Here is an 18,656-nt window from a genome sequence, read left to right on the forward strand (position 1 = left end):
CCCGGCACGCAAGGGAAAAACACAACGATTGCCGGTGTGCGCGAGCCCGCTGCGCCGAGCCGCTCAGCTACTCATCTCGCCGAGGATCGTCATGATCTCCTCGGCCAGCAGCAGGCTCGCCAGCCCCCGGCCGTGCTTTTCGCGGCGCACGAGCGCGAGCACGTTGCGGCTGAACGCGCGATCGCGGATCGGCCGGTACGTCAGGCTCTCCTGCCGGTATTCCTCCGCGATGTCGAATTTGCTCAGGAACGCGATGCTTTCGCTCGCGGCAGCAAGCCGCTTCATCGTCTCGATCGAATTGGTGCGGAATGCCGGCTCGACGTCGATCCCCGCCTCCTCGAACGTATCGGCGACGATGCCGTGCATCAGCATCGCGCGATCGGCAAAGATCAGCGGATACGACGCGCAGTACGCGAGCGGAATCGATTCCATTCGCGCGAGCGCATGCTTCGGCGACATCACCGCGCCGAGGCTCGTATCCATTTCCCACAGGCTTTCGAGCTGCGGCGACGGCGGCAGGTTGAAGCCGAGGCCGAGATCGGCTTCGCCGCTGGCGAGCGCGTCGGCGATCTCGCGCACGGACATCACCCGAATCGAAATCCTGACGTGGGGATGCTGAGCGCAGAAATTCGCGGCCGCGGTAGACGCGATGCCGCTGGCCAGGCCGGTCACCGTCGCGACGATCGCCTCGCCCTTCTGCAGCGTGTTGAGATTGCGGATCTCGGCCTCGACCTGCCGGTACTCCGACATCGTCCTGCGCACGTGGGCCAGCAGGATCTCGCCGGCCGGCGTCAGCCGCAACCCGCGCGGCAGGCGCTCGAACAACGGCTCGCCGATCTCCTCCTCGAGCAGCAGCACGTGCTTGTTGATCGCGGACGGCGCGACGTGAAGCTTTTCGCCGGCCGCGCGAATCGAGCCGCACCGCGCGACTTCGTCGATGTAGCGCAGCAATCGTGAATGGAGCATGGCACCGGTCTCCTGGAGTCGGCCAAGCGTACTCGAAAAGCGCACGCTCCGCGCAAAAAACGCTGCTTTTTAGAAACGGTGAATTCGGTTTTCATGAGTCCTGTCGCGTTCGTGGGCCGACGGCACCGCCCGGCCGGTACGCGCACGCTGCGGCGACCGCGTTTGCTGCGGCGCAAAAGCAGGTTCAAACCAACCGATGAAAGCGAGACAAGTCATGTACCAAGCAGTCAGCGAGAGAACGGCCGGCACCGCCGGACAACGCGACCAGGTGGCCGCCCACTACGACCAGGTGCGCGCGATTTTCGACATTCTCAACGGGAAGAAGGAAGCCGATCTCCTGCTGAAGAATCTGAACATCCTCGACGTGCACAGCGAGACGGTCTATCAGGGCTCGATCCTCGTGTACGACAAGCGCATCGTCGCGCTGAACCCCGACGAAACCGCGATCCGCGTGCGCGAGGTATTCGATGGCGAAGGCCTCTACGCGATTCCCGGGCTGATCGACGCGCACATCCACTTCGATGCGCAGCTCGCGCATCCGGCCGCGTTCGCCGAGGCGATCGTGCCGTGCGGCACGACGACGATCTTCTCCGAATGCCTCGATTTCGTCAGCGCCGCCGGTGCCGAGGCCGTGCCGGCCACCGAGCAGTTGTTCCGCGATCACGACCGCCTGCCGTATCGCGTGTTCGCGTTCGCGCCCGGCAAGAAGACGTCGGTCGACGTGACCGACGCACTGCTGAAGATGGACCCGGTGATCGGCCTCGGCGAACTCGCGCATCTGACCTACAGCGTGGGCAACGACGACGACTTCCGCAAATCGGCGCTGGGCCGCGCGAAAGGCGGTTTCATGAACACGCACTGGGGCGTGACCGCGCTGTCGGACATGATGCTGAACTACATGCCCGCGATCGGCGCGTTCGCGAACCACGACGTGTGGAAGGAAGACGACATCGAGAAAAGCGTGCGCTACGGGCTGCAGACGCAGATCAAGTTCGGCGTCGGCAGCCCCGAGGTGATCAAGATCATGCTGCGCGCGATCGTGAAGCGGAAATGGCCATCCGAGAACTTCCAGCTGTGCGCGGACAACATCTCGGTGGACCGGCTGCTGACCAAGGGCCACATGGACTGGATCGTGTCGCTGTGCGCCGAGATGGGCATCGATCCGATCCAGGCGATCAAGATGGCGACGCTCTACACGGCGCGCGCATTCCGGATGGACAACCGCTTCGGATCGCTGACGCCGGGCCGCTTCGCCGATATCGTGCTGACCGACAGCCTGTCGCAGATCAACCCGCGCTACGTGTTCAAGGACGGTGAACTGGTCGCCCGCGACCGCAAGCTGCTGAAGCAGGCCGACGTCGACTACTCGGGCATGGTGAAGCAACCGGTGCCGGGCCTCGGCGACCTGACGCCCGCACAACTGGATCTCGTGCCGCTCGAGGTCTCCGAAGACGGCACGCAAGCGAAGGTCTACCTGTTCGACGTGTACGGGCGCGGCCACGAGAAGTTCTTCCAGGAAGTGTGGGTGCCGTTCCGCGACGGCAAGGTCGTGCCGGAGGTGGCGGGCGTCACGCTCAACCGCATCGCAGTCGTGCAGCGCTATGCGAACGGCAAGCGTCACGTGGTCAACGGGCTGTTCAAGGGCGTGTCGATCGAGCGCGGCGCGGTGGCGACGTTCTGGCCGGCGCCGAAGGCGTACTTCGTCGCGGTCGGCCGCGACAGCGACGAGATGTGCCATTGCCTGCGGCAGGTCGATTCGTACGTGGGCGGCTGCGTGGTGACCGACGACCGCGCGGTGAAAGCCGTGCTGCCGCTCGACATCTACGGCGTGATGGCGAACATGAACCTCGCCGACCTGCTCGGCGCGACGCGTTCGATCGACCAGGCACTCGAAGCGCTCGGCAACCGCAATGAGGGCGAACCCGTGGTGAACAAGCTGCTGACGCTGTTCATCTCGCTCGACCGCTTCGGCTTCATGGCCTGACGCCGGCCTGCAGGAGGAGACGACCGGCGGGCGCCCACGGGCCCCGCCGGCTATGGGAAGCGCGGATGGCACCGGCACTTTCGCCCGGTTACCTTCGTGCGTGCCCGCCCACGACAGCGCATCGCGCCGCCGGCCACCCGGCGCCCCGACACGCGCGGCAACACGAAGACCACCAAGGGACCACCATGGCGCACCATGCAAGGGAAGCGGAAGTCATCGATACCGGCAGCCTCACCCGGCGCTGGATCACCTATGTCGTCGGCATCTACATCCTCACGCTCGGCATCAGCTTCGCGATCCGTGCCGGCATCGGGATCTCGCCGCAAAGCAGCCTGACGCGGACGATGACGCTCGTCTACCGGCCGCTGAGCCAGGGCACGTACAACTTCATGCTCGAGCTGTTCATGCTGTTCCTCACGTTCCTGGTGCTGCGCAAGGATTTCCGCGCCAGGCACCTGGCGTCGCTGATCCCGGCCTTCGTGCTCGCCAGCTGCCTTGACCTGAACCTGATGCTGACGCGCTCGATCGGCTTCCAGGACTACCTGCCGAAACTGGGCCTGCTCGCGTTCGCGGATGCGCTGCTGGCGTTCGGCTTGTTCCTGATGATCCGCGCGAACCTCGTGCTGATGCCGATCGACATGTTCGTCAACGCGATCTTCGAGCGCACCGGCTGGCGCTGGGGCGACATCAAGACGAGCTTCGACTGCACACTGCTGCTCGTCAGCGCGGCGATCGGTCTGGCCTTCCTCGGCAAGCCCGAATTCATCCGGGAAGGCACGTTCATGAACGCGATCCTGGTCGGGCAATACATCAAGCTCTATTTCTTCCTGTTCCGGAAGGCCAGGGGCATGACGGCGTCGCTGCAACGCCGCTCGCTGGAGCACCGCGCCCACTAGCGCCCTTCGCTTCGCCCGGTGCCGCGGCGCAGCCGCACACCGGTTCCTGCGCGGCTTGCGCGCCGCTCCCCGCCTTGCATCCCGGCACCGACGCTTCGTTCGCGGCGCCGGCTTCCGCTCGCCGTCAGAAAGAGTGAAGAGAACCCATCATGCCGATCAAACGCATTTGCATCGCCACGCTGAACCGGATGGTTCGCCTGGCCGCCCCCGTCGCCGCATTGGCGATCTGCACACACGCGCACGCGCAATCGACCGTGCAGCTGTACGGCATCGTCGACGCGTGGGCCGGCTACCAGCGCGTGCCCGGCAACCCGGGCGCCGTGCAACAGGGCGGCGGCGGGCTGTCGACGTCGTTCTGGGGATTCGGCGGCCAGGAGGATCTCGGCGGCGGCTACAAGGCCGTCTTCGCGATCGAAGGCTTCTTCCGCCCGCAGAATGGCCGGTTCGGCTCGTTCGACGGCGACCCGACGTTTTCCCGCAACGCGTATGTCGGCATCGGTTCGCCATATGGCGCGCTCGCGCTCGGGCGGCAGAGCAGCCTGCTCTACCTGCAATCGGCGAAGTTCAATCCGTTCTACGCGTCGTTCACGTTCTCGCCGACGATCGTGCAGCTCTATTCCAGCCTCGGCACCTACCCCGGCTTCCCGACCGACCAGGGCATACCGGGCGGCACGTCGTGGAGCAACGCCGTCCAGTATTCGACGCCTGACTTCGGCGGGCTGAGCGGCGCGGCCATGTACGCGCCCGGCAACCAGCCGGGCGAGAACGGCGCGAAGAAATTCGCGGCGCAGGCGCAATTCACGCGCGGCGCGCTGGCCATCGGCGCCGTCTACCAGTACCTGAACTTCAGTTCCGCACCGGGCGATCTCGGCAAGCTGCTGAAGGGCTTGCGAAGCCAGACGGCCGCACAGATCGGCGCATCGTACGACCTGCGTGTCGTGAAGCTGTTCGGCGAATACACGTATCTCGGCAACACGCTGGCAGGCGGAAACTTTCACGTGAACCTGCTGCAGGGCGGCGTCACGATCCCGGTCGGCATCGGCCGGATCCTGGCGTCGTATGCGTATTCGCGCGACAACAGTGCGCTCGACCAGGCACGCAGCACGGCGTCAGTCAGCTACGACTATCCGCTGTCGAAACGCACCGATGTGTATGCGGGGTATCTGTACGATCGCGTGTCGAACCTGTCGGCCGGTTGCACCTACGGCGCGGGGATCCGCACGCGGTTCTGACGGTTCCGGTGGCACGGCGCCGCCGGCGCAGCACGTGATTGCACCGCGCCGATCCGCGTTGTCACGGATTGACAGCGATCGCGTTCGACTCGCTCCGCGGCGGCTAACCCGGCTTCTTCGCGGCCTGCGCAACGGAAATCCAGCCGACCACCGCCGCGGCGACCCAGCAACAGGTGATCATCAGGTCCAGATCCATCAAGCCTTCGAAGTTCGTGCTGTTCTCGAAACTGCAACGCTGATAGCCCCTGACCCACATGCAGCCGCTGATCAGTTGCTGAATGTGCATGTAGATGCTGTACACGGCCACGGCTGACGCGATGACGGCGACCCGCAGGCTGATGCTCTTCTTCATGGGCGCTGAACGCGTGGATGGACTCACGCCGATCTTAAGCCAATGACGATGCACGATGCAATCGATCGGTTATCGACCCGATTGACCGCCCCGCGCGAATGATGTGCGGTCTTGGTCAACCGTCGACCGACCTGATCGTCCTCAGGCAATCCGCCGCCAGTTGCTGATAAATCCGCGTACCGTTCGCCTTCGCTTCGATCTCCGCATCGCTCAGCCGCCGCACGACGCGCCCCGGCATGCCGGCGAGCAGCACGCCGCGCGGCACGTCGTAACCGGCCTTCACGAACGCGCAGGCCGCGACGATCGTCGTCGCGCCGATCGTCGCACCGTCCATCACCACCGCGTTCATCCCGATCATCGTGTCGGGTTCGAGCGTCGCGCCATGCACGATCGCGCCGTGGCCGATGTGGCTGTTCACGCCGAGCCGGCACGTCTCGCCGATCCCGACATGCAGCACGCAGCCGTCCTGCACGTTGCTGCCGTCCTCGACGACGATCGCGCCGAAGTCGCCGCGCAGGCTTGCATGCGGGCCGATGTAGCAGCGCGCGCCGATCGTCACGTCGCCGATCACGACCGCGCTCGGATCGACATACGCGGACGGATCGACGCGCGGCCGCATCCCGTTGAATTCGAACAGCGGCATCGTCAGAGCGCCGCGACCGCTTCCGGCACGAGCGTGAACAGGTCGCCGACCACGCCGTAGTCGGCCACGCTGAAGATCGGCGCGTCCGGATCCTTGTTGATCGCGACGATCACCTTCGAATCCTTCATGCCTGCCAGATGCTGGATCGCGCCCGAGATGCCGACCGCAACGTACAGTTGCGGCGCGACGATCTTGCCGGTCTGGCCGACCTGGTAGTCGTTCGGCACGTAGCCGGCGTCGACCGCCGCGCGCGATGCGCCGAGTGCGGCCTGCAGCTTGTCGGCCAGCGGTTCGAGCACCTTCGTGTAGTTGTCGCCGCTACCGAGGCCGCGCCCGCCCGACACGACGATGCTCGCACTGGTCAGTTCCGGCCGGTCCAGCTTCGTCACTTCACGGCTCACGAACTGCGACTGGCCTGCGTCGGGCGCTGCCGCGATCTTCTCGACCGTCGCATTGCCGCCTTCGGCCGCCACCGGATCGAAACCCGTCGCACGCACCGTGATGACCTTGACCGGATCGCTCGACTGCACCGTCGCAATCGCATTGCCCGCGTAGATCGGGCGTTCGAATGTATCGGCCGACACGACGGCCGTGATCTCGGAGATCTGTGCGACATCCAGCTTCGCGGCGATACGCGGTGCGATGTTCTTGCCGCAGGCGGTCGCGGGCGCGACGACATGCGAGTACGCGTTCGCGACGTTCATCACCGTCGCTTCGACGTTCTCGGCCAGACCGTCTGCCAGGTGCGGCGCATCGGCCAGCAGCACCTTCGACACACCGGCGATCTTCGCCGCTGCGTCTGCCGCCGCTTGCGCATCGTGGCCAGCGACCAGAACATGCACGTCGCCGCCGCCCGCTGCGCCGAGTGCCTGGGCTGCCGCCACGGCATTCAGCGTCGCGGCCCTGATCGATGCATTGTCATGCTCGGCAATTACCAGAATCGTCATTTCGTTGCGTTCCCTGTTACAGCACCTTGGCTTCGGTCTTCAGCTTCTCGACCAGCGTGTGCACATCCGGCACCTTCACGCCGGCCGCGCGCTTCGGCGGCTCGTTCACGTTGAGCACCTTCAAACGCGGCGTCACGTCCACGCCAAGGTCGCCGGGCTTCACGATTTCCAGCGGCTTCTTCTTCGCCTTCATGATGTTCGGCAGCGTCACGTAGCGCGGCTCGTTCAGGCGCAGGTCGGTCGTCACGACTGCGGGCAATTGAAGCGACAGCGTTTCCGCACCGCCATCGATTTCGCGCGCGACCGTCGCACGGCCGTCGGCGATCGCCACCTTCGACGCGAACGTCGCCTGCGGCAAGCCGGCGAGCGCGGCCAGCATCTGGCCCGTCTGGTTCGAATCGTCGTCGATCGCCTGCTTGCCGAGGATCACCAGTTGCGGCTGCTCCTTGTCGGCCAGCGCCTTCAGCACCTTCGCGACGCCGAGCGGCTCGACCCCGTCATTCGATTCGACGAGGATCGCGCGGTCCGCGCCGATCGCGAGCGCCGTGCGCAGCGTTTCCTGCGCCTGCGCCACGCCGACCGATACGGCGACCACTTCGGTCACGACACCGGCTTCCTTCAACCGCACGGCCTCTTCCACCGCGATCTCGTCGAACGGGTTCATCGACATCTTCACGTTCGCGATGTCGACGCCCGTCCGGTCGGATTTCACGCCGACTTTCACGTTCGCGTCGACCACGCGTTTCACTGCCACGAGCACTTTCAACTGCCTGTCTCCTGTTCCGTTGCGCGTACCGACTCGCGTTAGCGCGCGGTGTACCCGCCGTCGATCACGAGCTCCGCGCCCGTCACGTAACGACCGGCCGGCGACACGAGATACAGGATGCCGGCCGCGATGTCGCGCGGGCTGCCGATCTTCGCCATCGGCACATGCGTCTGCAGATAACCGAACACGTTGTCGGGGTCCTGCCCCATCTGGCGGAACGCGTCCTCGAGCATCGGCGTGCGGATATAGCCCGGATGCACCGAGTTCGCGCGGATGTTCTTCGCCGCGTACAGCATCGCGTCGACCTTCGCCATCATCCGCACCGCGGCCTTCGATGCGTGATACGCGGGCACGTCGGGGCCGCCGACGATCCCGTACATCGACGACAGGTTCACGATCGACCCGCCGCCGGCCGCGTCGATATGCGGAATCGCCGCGCGCGTGCACAGGAACACGCCGTTCACGTTCACGTCCAGCACGCGCTGCCACTGCGCGAGCGTGAGCTCGTGCGTCGGCACGTTGTGCCCTTCGATGCCCGCGTTGTTCACGAGCACGTCGAGGCGCCCGAAGCGCGCGACGATCTCGCCGAACACGCGCGCCACGTCGGCCTCGTGCGTCACGTCGAGCGACCAGAACGCAGCCTCGCCGCCCTGCGCGCGGATTTCCTCGACCAGCGCTTCCGCCGGCTGCGACAGCACGTCGAGAATGGCCACGCTCGCGCCGGCGGCGGCCAGCGTGCGCGCCGTCTCCGCGCCGATGCCGCGGGCGCCGCCGGTGATCGCGGCGACCTTGCCGCGCAGGTCGAACAGTTCTTCGATGAGTTTCATGGTGTCTCCGTAGGTTCAGAGGGGCCGCTCGCCTGTGCGGCGGCCTTGAGGGGCATCCGGCGTTATCGCGTATTCCGCGTCGCCAGAAAATCGAGGCATTCCCGATTGAAATAATCGGCGTGTTCCACCATCACCCAGTGGCCGCACCGGTTCATCAGCACGAAGCGCGCATCGCGGCAGCGTTCGAGGAAGGTCAGTGCGCCGCCAACCGGATTGAAGCGATCGTCCGTACCCCAGAATCCGAGTATCGGGCAGCGCAGGTCGCCGAGCGCACCGGTCAGGTTCGGCACGCTCATCGTCGACAGCACTTCGGTCGGCTGCTCGACGCACACCTTCATCCGCTCGGCGACGAGCGCGTCGGTGACGATCGCCGGGTCGTGCACGAGCAGCGTCAGCAGTTCGCGCATCGTGTCGTCATTCATCTGGCGATTGGTGAACAGCTTCACCATCCGCTGGATCCCTTCCATCCGGAAATAGGTTTCGCGATCCTCGACGCCGCCCGGCGCCATCATGATCAGCCCGTCGATTTCGTCCGGATAGTCGAGCGCGTACTTGAGCGCGATCGCGCCGCCGAGCGAGTTGCCGAGCAGCACGGCCGGTCCGATCCCGAGCGCGGCCAGTTGCGCATGCAGCGCGTCGACGAAGAAATCGAGCGTGTAGGCGACGTCGGACGGCTTCGACGATTGCCCGTAGCCCGGCAGGTCGACGACGATCGCGCGATAGCCGGCCGCCGCGAACGCCGGGACGTTGTGCTTGAAGTTGCTGAAGCCGCTGGCGCCCGGGCCGCTGCCGTGGATGAACACCACGGGCCGGCCCTCGCCCGCCTCGAAATGGTGCAGGCGCATGCCGCCCGGTACGTCGGTGAAGATGCCGGCCGGCGGCGTCGTGAGGGTCGTCATCGCGGGTTGTCTCCTTCGTCGTTCGATGGATGCCTGCCACGATGATTGCGCCGCCAGCCCCGGCCGGCATCATCCTTTCAGACTACGAAGCCGCGCGCGCTTCTTCCTATCATCGGCCCACCGAAACGGAGGCAACGATGAACGGATTCGACTACAGCGGCAAGACGGTGCTCGTGACGGGCGGCACCAAGGGTATCGGGCGGCGTATCGCCGAGGGGTTTCTCGCGGCAGGCGCACGCGTGTTCGTGTGCGGGCGCAGCGCGCCCGACACGCCGCCATCGGCCAATGGCCGCACGGCGGCCTTCGTCGCGGCCGACCTGCGCGACATCGAGCAGGTCGACGCGATGCTCGCGACGATCCGCGCGACGGCCGGCGGCCTCGACGTGCTCGTCAACAACGCGGGCGGCTCGCCGTTCGCGCTCGCGGCCGATGCATCGCCGCGCTTCACCGAATCGATCGTGCGGCTGAACCTGATCGCACCGCTGCAGCTCGCGCAGCGCGTGAACGCGATCATGCAGCCGCAGCCCGAAGGCGGCGTGATGCTGTTCATCGGGAGCATCAGCGCGTCGCGGCCGTCGCCCGGCACGGCCGCATACGGCGCCGCGAAAGCGGGCCTCGTCAACGCGGTCACCTCGCTCGCGGTCGAGTGGGCGCCACGCGTGCGCGTCTGCGCGATCAGCCCGAGCCTCGTGCAGACGGAATCGGCCACCGAAGGCCACTACGGCGACGACGATGCGCTCGATGCGATCCGCGCGACGATTCCCGCCGGACGGCTCGCGACGCCCGACGACGTTGCATCCGCCTGCCTGTTCCTCGCGTCGCCCCATGCGTCGTACACGTCGGGCGCGAACCTGCGGCTCGACGGCGGCGGCGAACGGCCCGCGTTCCTGTCGGCCGCGCAGGCCGACGCACGCTGAACCACGCCATGCAAGCGGTGCGGGGCATTCGTTTCCAGTCCTAGGGAAGTCATCTAGTTCATTTTGACGATTCCCTGCTACCGCGATCTCCCTACTCTGCCTCTCACGACAACGCACAGACGACCGTCGTCGATACCCCCAAGAGGAGACACCATGCATCAACGGATTTCGCGCCGTACCGACAAGCGGGCAACCGCCACGCTGTCGACGCTGGCCGCCGCACTGCTGACATGCGCCATTCCCGACGCGCATGCAGGCAGCACGATCGGGCTGGGCGCCGACACGACGCTGGACTACACGTTCACGCTCAGTTACGGCCTCGGCATGCGCACCCGCGCACCGAGCGGCAATCTGCTGACGCCGGCGAACATCAACGGCGACGACGGCGACCGCAACTTCGCGAAGAACAAGCTGATCGAGAACCAGGTCAGCCTGCTCGGCGAAGTGAACCTGAAGCACGACGACTGGGGCGTGTTCGTGCGCGCGAGCACGTTCTACGACCAGGCCTATCACCGCCCGAACTACAACGATGCGCCGGGCACCGTGAACCAGTCGGGCCAGTACAACAACTTCACGAGCGATGCGCGCTACTGGTCGGGCGGTCACACGACGCTGCTCGCCGCGTATGCGTACAACACGTTCCATATCGGCTCGACGAGCCTGAACGTGAAGGTCGGCGACCAGGTCGTCGCATGGGGCGAGAGCCTGTTCTTCCCGAACATCGCGGGCGCACAGGGCCCCTCCGACGCGACCAAGTCGTACATGGCGGGCGCGCAAGTGAAGGACATCCTGCTGCCGGTGCCGCAGATCTCGACGCAGTGGCAGGTCACGCCGAACTTCAGCCTGCTCGGCTACTACCAGTTCTCGTTCCAGCAGAACCGGCTGACCGCGCCCGGCACGTACTGGAGCTACTCCGACGTCACGGGCCCCGGCGCGCAGTACATCATCGGCCCGGGCGGAATGATCATTCCGCGCGGCCCCGACGACAAGCCGAGCGCGAGCAACCAGTGGGGGATCGGCGCGCGCTTCCGCGTGCTCGGCGACACCGAGCTCGGCCTGTACTACCTGCACTACAACGACATGAACCCGAGCGTCGTCACCACGTACTTCCCGACGCTCCAGTACCAGCAGACCTACTTCAGCAACATCAAGCTGACCGGCGCGAGCTTCTCCACGCAGGTCGGCCCGGTGAACGTCGCGGGCGAAGTGTCGTACCGCCAGGGCGCGGCCGTGCTCGTCAATACACCGACGGGTGTGCAGTCGACGCGCGCGAACGTGCTGCAGACCAACCTGTCCGGCATCTACTCGATCGGGCCGAGCTTCCTCGCGAATTCGCAGTCGCTGACAGGCGAAATCACGTACGTGCATGCGGGCGGCATCTCCGAGCTCGACGGCTCGACGACGCTCGCGAATTCGCGCAACGCGCTCGCCATGGAGATCGCGTGGACGCTCAGCTACAAGAACGTGTTCAACGGCTGGGATCTCGACGTGCCGCTGACCTACGCGCACGACCTGACGGGCACGTCGCCGCTCGCCGGCGCGCTCGGCTCGCTGACGGGCCAGGGCGACCACCGAGTGACGGCCGGCGTGACCTTCACGCGCCTGAGCAACCTGCAACTGTCGCTCGTCTACGCAAAGTTCCTCGGATCGCCGAACCCGGTCACGCGCCCGCTCGCGGATCGCGACTACGTGCTGGCCACGGCGACCTACCACTTCTGAGCGGCCCGGCCGCTCGTCACTCAGCAAGAGGATTGTCATGAAGAGAATTCGTCTCCCCCTCCTGCGCGCGTCGGTGATGGCCGCGTGCGCGCTCGCTGCGACGGCATCGTTCCCGAAGGTCACGCCGGACGACCTGAAGGCGCTCGACGGCACGCTGACGCCGATGGGCGCGGTGCGTGCCGCGAGCAAGGACAACAGCGTGCCCGACTGGTCGGGCAAGTGGCTCGGCACGCCGCCCGACGTGCAGTACAAGCGCGGCGGCCGCTACCCCGATCCGTACGCGAACGAGAAGCCGGTCGCGACGATCACCGCGGAAAACATGGCGCAGTACGCGGAGCACCTGACCGACGGCCAGAAGGCGATGTTCAAGCGCTATCCGGCGACGTTCAAGATCATCGTCTATCCGAGCCACCGCGACTTCCGGTATACGGACGCCGTCTACAAGGACATCCGCACGTACGCGCCCGATTCGACGATGACGTCCGACGCGAACGGCCTCACGAACGCGCCGCCGCAGGCGCCGTACCCGATCCCGAAGACCGCGGCCGAACTGCTGTGGAACCAGCGGATGTCATCGGCAATCGGCACCGAGCAGGCGATCTATGACCAGGCGGTCGTCTACTCCGACGGCAACATCGCGTGGGGCAAGGTGCGCTACGACATCTACTCGCCGCGCAATGTCGGCAAGTACGACGTGAAGAGCGACCTGAACAACCGGACCTACGCGCGCGTCGCCACGGAGCTGCCGCTGTCCGACCGCGGCTCGATCACCCTCTCCTTCACGAACTGGGACAAGGCCGGCGCGGACAACTCGTCGCGCACGTGGATGTACAACCCGGGCACGCGGCGCGTGCGGCAGGCGCCCGAGTACGGCTACGACCAGCCGATGGGCCCGGGCGGGTTCCGCACCGTGGATGACGACCGTCTCTTCAACGGCTCCGGCGACCGCTACGACTGGAAGATCCTCGGCAAGCGCGAGATCTACGTGCCGTACAACGACTACAAGGCGATGGACAGTTCGGTGAAGTACAGCGACCTGCTGGGCAAGAACCACGAGAACCCGGCGTATATCCGCTATGAACTGCATCGCGTGTGGGTGCTGCAGGCGACGCTGAAGAGCGGCTATCGCCACCAGTACGCGAAGCGCGTGCTGTATCTCGACGAGGATACGTGGATGACGCCGCTCGCCGACAACTACGATGCGCGCGGCCTGCTGTGGCGTACCAACGTCGCGACGTCGCTGTATGCGTTCGATGCGAAGACGTTCTACCCGGGCGTCGTGTTCTATCACGATCTCGTCTCCGGCGCATACATGGCCGACCGCCTGACGAACGAAGGCCCGATGCCGAAGCTCGACAACAGCCCGCAGTTCAACGAGGCGTACTTCTCGCCCGACGCGATCCGCAGTTCGGGTAACTGACGTATCGACTGACGCGGCACGCCCGCGCCCCCGCGCCGGAGCCCGTGCTCCGGCGCACGACGCCGCCCGCGACGGCGGCCTTTTCCATTCGAGGGCCCTTTCATGTCTTCCCGCCTGCATACGACGCTCGGCGACGAACTGTACGCCGCGTGGCACGCGCGCGCACCGGTCGCGCCGCTGTCGAACCGTCCGCGCCGGCTGTCGCTCGACGACGCCTACCGCATCCAGCAACGCTTCATCGAGCGTCGCATCGAACAGGGCGAAGCGGTCGTCGGCAAGAAGATCGGCGTGACGAGCCAGGCCGTGCAGGACATGCTGAACGTGCGCCAGCCCGATTTCGGCATCCTGCTGTCCGGCATGCATTACGCGGCCGGCGAGGCGATTGCCGCCGACTCGCTGATCGCGCCGCGCGCCGAGGGCGAGATCGCGTTCATCCTCGCGCACGACCTGCGCGGCCCCGGCATCGACCGCACCGACGTGATCGCCGCGACGGCCGCCGTCGCACCCTGCTTCGAGATCGTCGATTCGCGCATCCGCGACTGGGCGATCCGCATCGAGGACACCGTCGCCGACAACGCGTCGTGCGGCGTGTACGTGCTCGGCGATGCGCGCGTCGACCCGCGCACGCTCGATCTCGCCGCGTGCGAGATGACGATCGACAAGAACGGCGAGCCCGTCGCGCAAGGACGCGGGGATGCGGCGCTCGGCCACCCCGCCGACGCGGTCGCGTGGCTCGCGAACACGCTCGCCGCGTACGACGTGCCGCTGCTGGCCGGCGAGATCGTGCTGTCCGGCTCGCTCGCGAAACTGATTCCGGTCACGGCCGGCGACACGCTGTCGATGCACATCTCGGGCATCGGCAGCTGCGATGTCCGCTTTATCTAAAGGAAGAATCCTGATGAAGAAAATCAAATGCGCACTGATCGGGCCCGGCAACATCGGCACCGACCTGCTGTACAAGCTGCGCCGCTCGACGGTGCTCGAACCGGTGTGGATGGTCGGCGTCGATCCGGCATCCGACGGCCTCGCCCGCGCGCGCGAGTTCGGCCTGAAGACCACCGACAAGGGCGTCGACGGGCTGCTGCCGCACGTGGCCGCCGACGACATCCGCATCGCTTTCGACGCGACGTCGGCGTACGTGCACCGCGACAACTCCGACAAGCTCACCGCGCTCGGCGTGAAGATGATCGACCTGACGCCCGCCGCGATCGGGCCGTACTGCGTGCCGCCGGTGAACCTCGACGCCCATCTCGACAGCGCGCAGATGAACGTCAACATGGTGACCTGCGGCGGCCAGGCGACGATCCCGATGGTGTACGCGGTATCGCGCGTGCAGCCGGTCGCGTACGGCGAGATCGTCGCGACCGTGTCGTCGCGCTCGGTCGGCCCCGGCACGCGCAAGAACATCGACGAGTTCACGCGCACGACGTCCGGCGCGATCGAACAGGTCGGCGGCGCTCGCAAGGGCAAGGCGATCATCGTGATCAACCCGGCCGAGCCGCCGCTGATCATGCGCGACACGATCCACTGCCTGACCGACGGGCCGCCCGACGTCGACGCGATCACGGCGTCCGTGCATGCCATGGTCAAGGAAGTGCAGCGCTACGTACCCGGCTACACGTTGAAGAATGGCCCGGTGTTCGACGGCAATCGCGTGTCGGTGTTCATGGAAGTCGAAGGGCTCGGCGACTATCTGCCGAAGTACGCGGGCAACCTCGACATCATGACCGCCGCCGCAGCCGCCACGGCCGAGCGTTTCGCCGAACAGATGCTGGCCGCGACGGCCGCTACCGCTTGAGTCGAGGAGTCACACGATGTCACTTGCAGGCAAGAAGATCACCGTCCACGACATGTCGCTGCGCGACGGGATGCACCCGAAGCGCCACCAGATCACGCTCGACCAGATGCGCAACATCGCGCGCGGGCTCGACGCGGCCGGCGTGCCGCTGATCGAGGTCACGCACGGCGACGGCCTCGGCGGCGCATCGGTCAACTACGGTTTCCCCGCGCACACCGACGAGGCGTACCTGAGCGCCGTGATTCCGGAACTGAAACAGGCGAAGGTGTCGGCGCTGCTGCTGCCCGGCATCGGCACCGTCGAGCATCTGCGCATGGCGCACGAACTGGGCGTCGGCACGATCCGCGTCGCGACGCACTGCACCGAGGCCGACGTGTCGGAGCAGCATATCGGCCTTGCGCGCACGCTCGGGCTCGATACGGTCGGTTTCCTGATGATGGCGCACATGTCGTCGCCGGAGCAGCTCGTCGTGCAGGCGAAGCTGATGGAGTCGTACGGTGCGAACTGCATCTACATCACCGATTCGGCCGGCCACATGCTGCCCGACGACGTGACCGCGCGAATCAGCCAGGTGCGCGACGCACTGAAGCCGGAGACGGAACTCGGCTTCCACGGCCACCACAATCTCGCGATGGGCGTCGCGAACTCGGTCGCGGCGGTTGCCGCCGGCGCGAACCGGATCGACGCGGCCGCGGCCGGCCTCGGCGCCGGCGCGGGCAACACGCCGATGGAAGTGTTCGTCGCGGTGTGCGACCGGATGGGGATCGAGACGGGCGTCGACGTGTTCGCGATCTCGGACGTCGCCGAGGATCTCGTCGTGCCAATCATGGATGTGCCGATCCGCCTCGACCGCGATGCGCTGACGCTCGGCTATGCGGGCGTCTACTCGTCGTTCCTGCTGTTCGCGAAGCGCGCGGAGGCGAAGTACGGGATTCCGGCGCGCGACATTCTCGTCGAACTGGGCCGGCAGCGGCTCGTCGGCGGCCAGGAGGACATGATCGAGGATGCGGCGCTGACGATGGTGCGGGCACGGGAGGTGGCGGCGTAATCACGCGGCTTCATCGCCGGTCGTACGGGACGGGGCACATGCCCCGTCTTTTTTTTGAGGACGGTTGTTGCGCCGGGCGGCGTGTCGCTCGAACGGTACCGTTCGATCTGCGCCGCCAGCTGGCTGGCGCCCCGCCGCCCCGCTTACTTCTTGATCGCATTCACCGCACTCTTGAATGCGGTGCCCGCGGTGAACTTGACGGTCTTCACGGCCGCAATACGGATCTCTTCTCCGGTCGACGGATTTCTGCCCACTCGGGCCGCGCGCTTCCCTTGCCTGAACGAGCCGAAACCGACCAGCTGAACGGCTGCGCCGGCCGCGACCGCGCCGACGATCGTATTGATCACCGTGTCCACTGCTTCAGTGGCCGCGACCCGGTTCAAACCGGTGGAAAAAACCACGGCGTCAACCAATCCTTGTTTATTCATCAGTGGCTCCTGCGTCAAAAGAAAAACCGGTATTCGTGTTACCGGCCTTGTTGTATTCGCGATGTCCTGCTGCGGTTCGCGTAGCGCGTGCCACGGCCGGCCGTTCGAAACGGCGCAAGACCCGCTGCGACTGCCATCATCGGCAACCCGGCAAGGCTGCACCGAAACGGCGCATCGCACGTCGTCCAACCGGACCATATGACAACGATTGCAATCCGTCTGTCAGGTACCCGGAGGACACCGTCCGGCCTGCTTTGTCAGTGTCTCTCCGGTATTGCGCGACAGCGCCCGATCCGGAAAATGGTAAATGTTCGTCCATATCGGCTGCGCATGAAATCCATCGCATAAATGGCGCTGTATGAGCGTATACGCCGATATCGACATGCATCCCGGCGCATAACCCTGACTTATACGGCTTGGCGTATACGCATGATGCCCTTCGTCCAATGGCTGATCAGAAGCAACAAATTTACGATTCAACCTCATTCTGACGAGGCAATTCAGAAGCGGATAAATCACGCGGTTTCATTTGGCCTCGATCGCGCCTCACACCGCCGTCCAATCGAATTCCCCTTCTTACCCCGGGCAATGCATTACTCGAAACCAGTCAGCCCGCCATCAATCAATACAGGAGACCTCATGAAGTCATTCGCTCGCCGTGCGTCGCGCACGTCCGTCAAGCTGATCGCCGCAGCCGCCTGCGTGGCGGCAGCTGTGCCCGCCCATGCGCAGTCGAGCGTGTCGCTCTACGGTCAGGTTGACGAATGGGTCGGCGCAACCAAGTTCCCCGGCAGCGACCGCGCATGGAACGTGAGCGGCGGCGGCATGTCGACGTCGTACTGGGGCATGCATGGCGCCGAGGATCTCGGTGGCGGCTACAAGGCGATCTTCACGCTGGAAAGCTTCTTCCGCGCGCAGAACGGCCAGTACGGCCGCTTCCAGGGCGACACGTTCTTCGCGCGCAATGCGTACGTCGGCATCGATTCGCCGTACGGCACGGTGACGGCAGGCCGCCTGACGACGCACCTGTTCCTGTCGACGATCCTGTTCAACCCGTTCTACGACTCGTACACGTTCTCGCCGATGGTGTATCACGTGTTCCTCGGCCTCGGCACGTTCCCGACCTACCCGAGCGATCAGGGTGCGGTGGGCGATTCCGGCTGGAACAACGCGGTTTCGTATGCATCGCCTTCGTTCGGTGGACTGAACTTCGGCGCGATGTACGCATTCGGCAACCAGGCCGGCGACAACGGCTCGAAGAAATGGAGCGCTCAGTTCAACTATGCGAACGGCCCGTTCGCGGCAACCGCCACGTATCAGTACGTGAACTTCAACAACGGCCCGCGCGACCTGAGCGCGCTCGTCGCCGGGATGAAGAGCCAGGGCATCGCGCTGGTCGGCGCAACCTACGACCTGAAGCTCGTGAAGCTGTTTGGCCAGTATATGTACACGAAGAATGACCAGGTCGCCGGAAGCTGGCATGTGAACACTGCGCAAGGCGGCGTGTCGGTGCCGCTCGGCGCGGGCAACGCGATGGCCTCGTACGCGTATTCGCGCGACGCAGGCGGCCTCGACCAGACGCGCCAGACCTGGGCCGTCGGCTACGACTACCCGCTGTCCAAACGCACGGACCTCTACGCCGCGTACATGAACGACCGCATCAGCGGCCTGTCGAACGGCAACACGTTCGGCGCGGGGATTCGCGCGAAGTTCTGATCGCAGCGCTGTTCCGAACGTCCGGAAACGTGGGTCACGCGCGCTGCGTCATCCCGGTTCCGGGCACGTCGAATGCATCCGCGGCAATCTCGCTGCGC

At 65.8% G+C, this 18,656-nt stretch carries 18 protein-coding genes; 10 read left to right on the forward strand and 8 right to left on the reverse strand.

Features of this window, described 5'->3' with window-relative positions; genetic code table 11:
• Positions 1 to 63 precede the first annotated feature (63 nt).
• Positions 64 to 966, reverse strand: a complete 903-nt coding sequence (locus tag OHZ10_RS27190) for a LysR family transcriptional regulator (RefSeq protein ID WP_059240461.1) — start codon at positions 964 to 966, stop codon at positions 64 to 66.
• Between the two features lie 214 nt (positions 967 to 1,180).
• Here OHZ10_RS27190 and OHZ10_RS27195 point away from each other — a divergent pair, with 214 nt between their 5' ends.
• The 3 genes from OHZ10_RS27195 to OHZ10_RS27205 all read left to right on the forward strand — a co-directional run bounded on the left by OHZ10_RS27195 (position 1,181) and on the right by OHZ10_RS27205 (position 5,078).
• Entirely contained in the window at positions 1,181 to 2,950 is a 1,770-nt protein-coding gene (locus tag OHZ10_RS27195; RefSeq protein WP_342704925.1) for an adenine deaminase C-terminal domain-containing protein, read from the forward strand.
• 185 nt (positions 2,951 to 3,135) lie between these two features.
• The gene (locus tag OHZ10_RS27200) at positions 3,136 to 3,846 is read left to right on the forward strand and encodes a YczE/YyaS/YitT family protein (protein WP_059240459.1); all 711 of its coding nucleotides are present in this window, start codon (positions 3,136 to 3,138) and stop codon (positions 3,844 to 3,846) included.
• Between the two features lie 155 nt (positions 3,847 to 4,001).
• Complete coding sequence (locus tag OHZ10_RS27205; protein ID WP_404823569.1) at positions 4,002 to 5,078, forward strand: porin; 1,077 nt, start codon at positions 4,002 to 4,004, stop codon at positions 5,076 to 5,078.
• 103 nt (positions 5,079 to 5,181) lie between these two features.
• Here the strand turns inward: OHZ10_RS27205 and OHZ10_RS27210 are convergent, their stop codons facing one another.
• From OHZ10_RS27210 to OHZ10_RS27235, 6 genes are all read right to left on the reverse strand, one after another.
• Positions 5,182 to 5,430: a hypothetical protein gene (locus OHZ10_RS27210; RefSeq protein WP_059240458.1), complete on the reverse strand. Its 249-nt coding sequence runs from the start codon at positions 5,428 to 5,430 to the stop codon at positions 5,182 to 5,184.
• A gap of 115 nt (positions 5,431 to 5,545) precedes the next feature.
• Positions 5,546 to 6,073: a transferase hexapeptide repeat family protein gene (locus tag OHZ10_RS27215; protein WP_342704926.1), complete on the reverse strand. Its 528-nt coding sequence runs from the start codon at positions 6,071 to 6,073 to the stop codon at positions 5,546 to 5,548.
• 2 nt (positions 6,074 to 6,075) lie between these two features.
• On the reverse strand, positions 6,076 to 7,020 hold the full coding sequence (locus OHZ10_RS27220; RefSeq protein ID WP_342704927.1) for an electron transfer flavoprotein subunit alpha/FixB family protein: 945 nt from the start codon (positions 7,018 to 7,020) through the stop codon (positions 6,076 to 6,078).
• Positions 7,021 to 7,036: 16 nt separating this feature from the next.
• A complete protein-coding gene (locus tag OHZ10_RS27225) occupies positions 7,037 to 7,786 on the reverse strand; it encodes an electron transfer flavoprotein subunit beta/FixA family protein (protein WP_059240455.1) in 750 nt (249 codons plus the stop codon).
• Positions 7,787 to 7,824: 38 nt separating this feature from the next.
• Positions 7,825 to 8,613: an SDR family NAD(P)-dependent oxidoreductase gene (locus OHZ10_RS27230; protein ID WP_059240454.1), complete on the reverse strand. Its 789-nt coding sequence runs from the start codon at positions 8,611 to 8,613 to the stop codon at positions 7,825 to 7,827.
• Positions 8,614 to 8,675: 62 nt separating this feature from the next.
• The gene (locus OHZ10_RS27235) at positions 8,676 to 9,512 is read right to left on the reverse strand and encodes an alpha/beta fold hydrolase (protein WP_059240453.1); all 837 of its coding nucleotides are present in this window, start codon (positions 9,510 to 9,512) and stop codon (positions 8,676 to 8,678) included.
• A gap of 137 nt (positions 9,513 to 9,649) precedes the next feature.
• Between OHZ10_RS27235 and OHZ10_RS27240 the strand changes: the two genes are divergently transcribed.
• The 6 genes from OHZ10_RS27240 (at position 9,650) to dmpG (ending at position 16,414) form a co-directional block, all read left to right on the forward strand.
• Positions 9,650 to 10,429: an SDR family oxidoreductase gene (locus tag OHZ10_RS27240; protein WP_059240452.1), complete on the forward strand. Its 780-nt coding sequence runs from the start codon at positions 9,650 to 9,652 to the stop codon at positions 10,427 to 10,429.
• 153 nt (positions 10,430 to 10,582) lie between these two features.
• Positions 10,583 to 12,148: a DUF1302 domain-containing protein gene (locus OHZ10_RS27245; protein WP_342704928.1), complete on the forward strand. Its 1,566-nt coding sequence runs from the start codon at positions 10,583 to 10,585 to the stop codon at positions 12,146 to 12,148.
• A gap of 37 nt (positions 12,149 to 12,185) precedes the next feature.
• On the forward strand, positions 12,186 to 13,568 hold the full coding sequence (locus OHZ10_RS27250; protein WP_059240450.1) for a DUF1329 domain-containing protein: 1,383 nt from the start codon (positions 12,186 to 12,188) through the stop codon (positions 13,566 to 13,568).
• A 102-nt stretch (positions 13,569 to 13,670) separates the two neighbouring features.
• The gene (dmpE, locus tag OHZ10_RS27255) at positions 13,671 to 14,453 is read left to right on the forward strand and encodes a 2-oxopent-4-enoate hydratase (protein ID WP_340624903.1); all 783 of its coding nucleotides are present in this window, start codon (positions 13,671 to 13,673) and stop codon (positions 14,451 to 14,453) included.
• Positions 14,454 to 14,466: 13 nt separating this feature from the next.
• A complete protein-coding gene (locus OHZ10_RS27260) occupies positions 14,467 to 15,366 on the forward strand; it encodes an acetaldehyde dehydrogenase (acetylating) (RefSeq protein WP_059240448.1) in 900 nt (299 codons plus the stop codon).
• A gap of 16 nt (positions 15,367 to 15,382) precedes the next feature.
• Positions 15,383 to 16,414: a 4-hydroxy-2-oxovalerate aldolase gene (dmpG, locus tag OHZ10_RS27265; protein WP_340624902.1), complete on the forward strand. Its 1,032-nt coding sequence runs from the start codon at positions 15,383 to 15,385 to the stop codon at positions 16,412 to 16,414.
• A gap of 143 nt (positions 16,415 to 16,557) precedes the next feature.
• Here dmpG and OHZ10_RS27270 read toward each other — a convergent pair whose 3' ends face one another.
• Complete coding sequence (locus OHZ10_RS27270) at positions 16,558 to 16,842, reverse strand: HU family DNA-binding protein (RefSeq protein ID WP_059240446.1); 285 nt, start codon at positions 16,840 to 16,842, stop codon at positions 16,558 to 16,560.
• 639 nt (positions 16,843 to 17,481) lie between these two features.
• Between OHZ10_RS27270 and OHZ10_RS27275 the strand changes: the two genes are divergently transcribed.
• A complete protein-coding gene (locus tag OHZ10_RS27275; RefSeq protein WP_340624901.1) occupies positions 17,482 to 18,558 on the forward strand; it encodes a porin in 1,077 nt (358 codons plus the stop codon).
• The last annotated feature ends 98 nt before the right edge of the window (positions 18,559 to 18,656 follow it).

This window comes from Burkholderia arboris, from assembly GCF_038723655.1.
Classification (GTDB): Bacteria; Pseudomonadota; Gammaproteobacteria; order Burkholderiales; family Burkholderiaceae; genus Burkholderia; species Burkholderia arboris.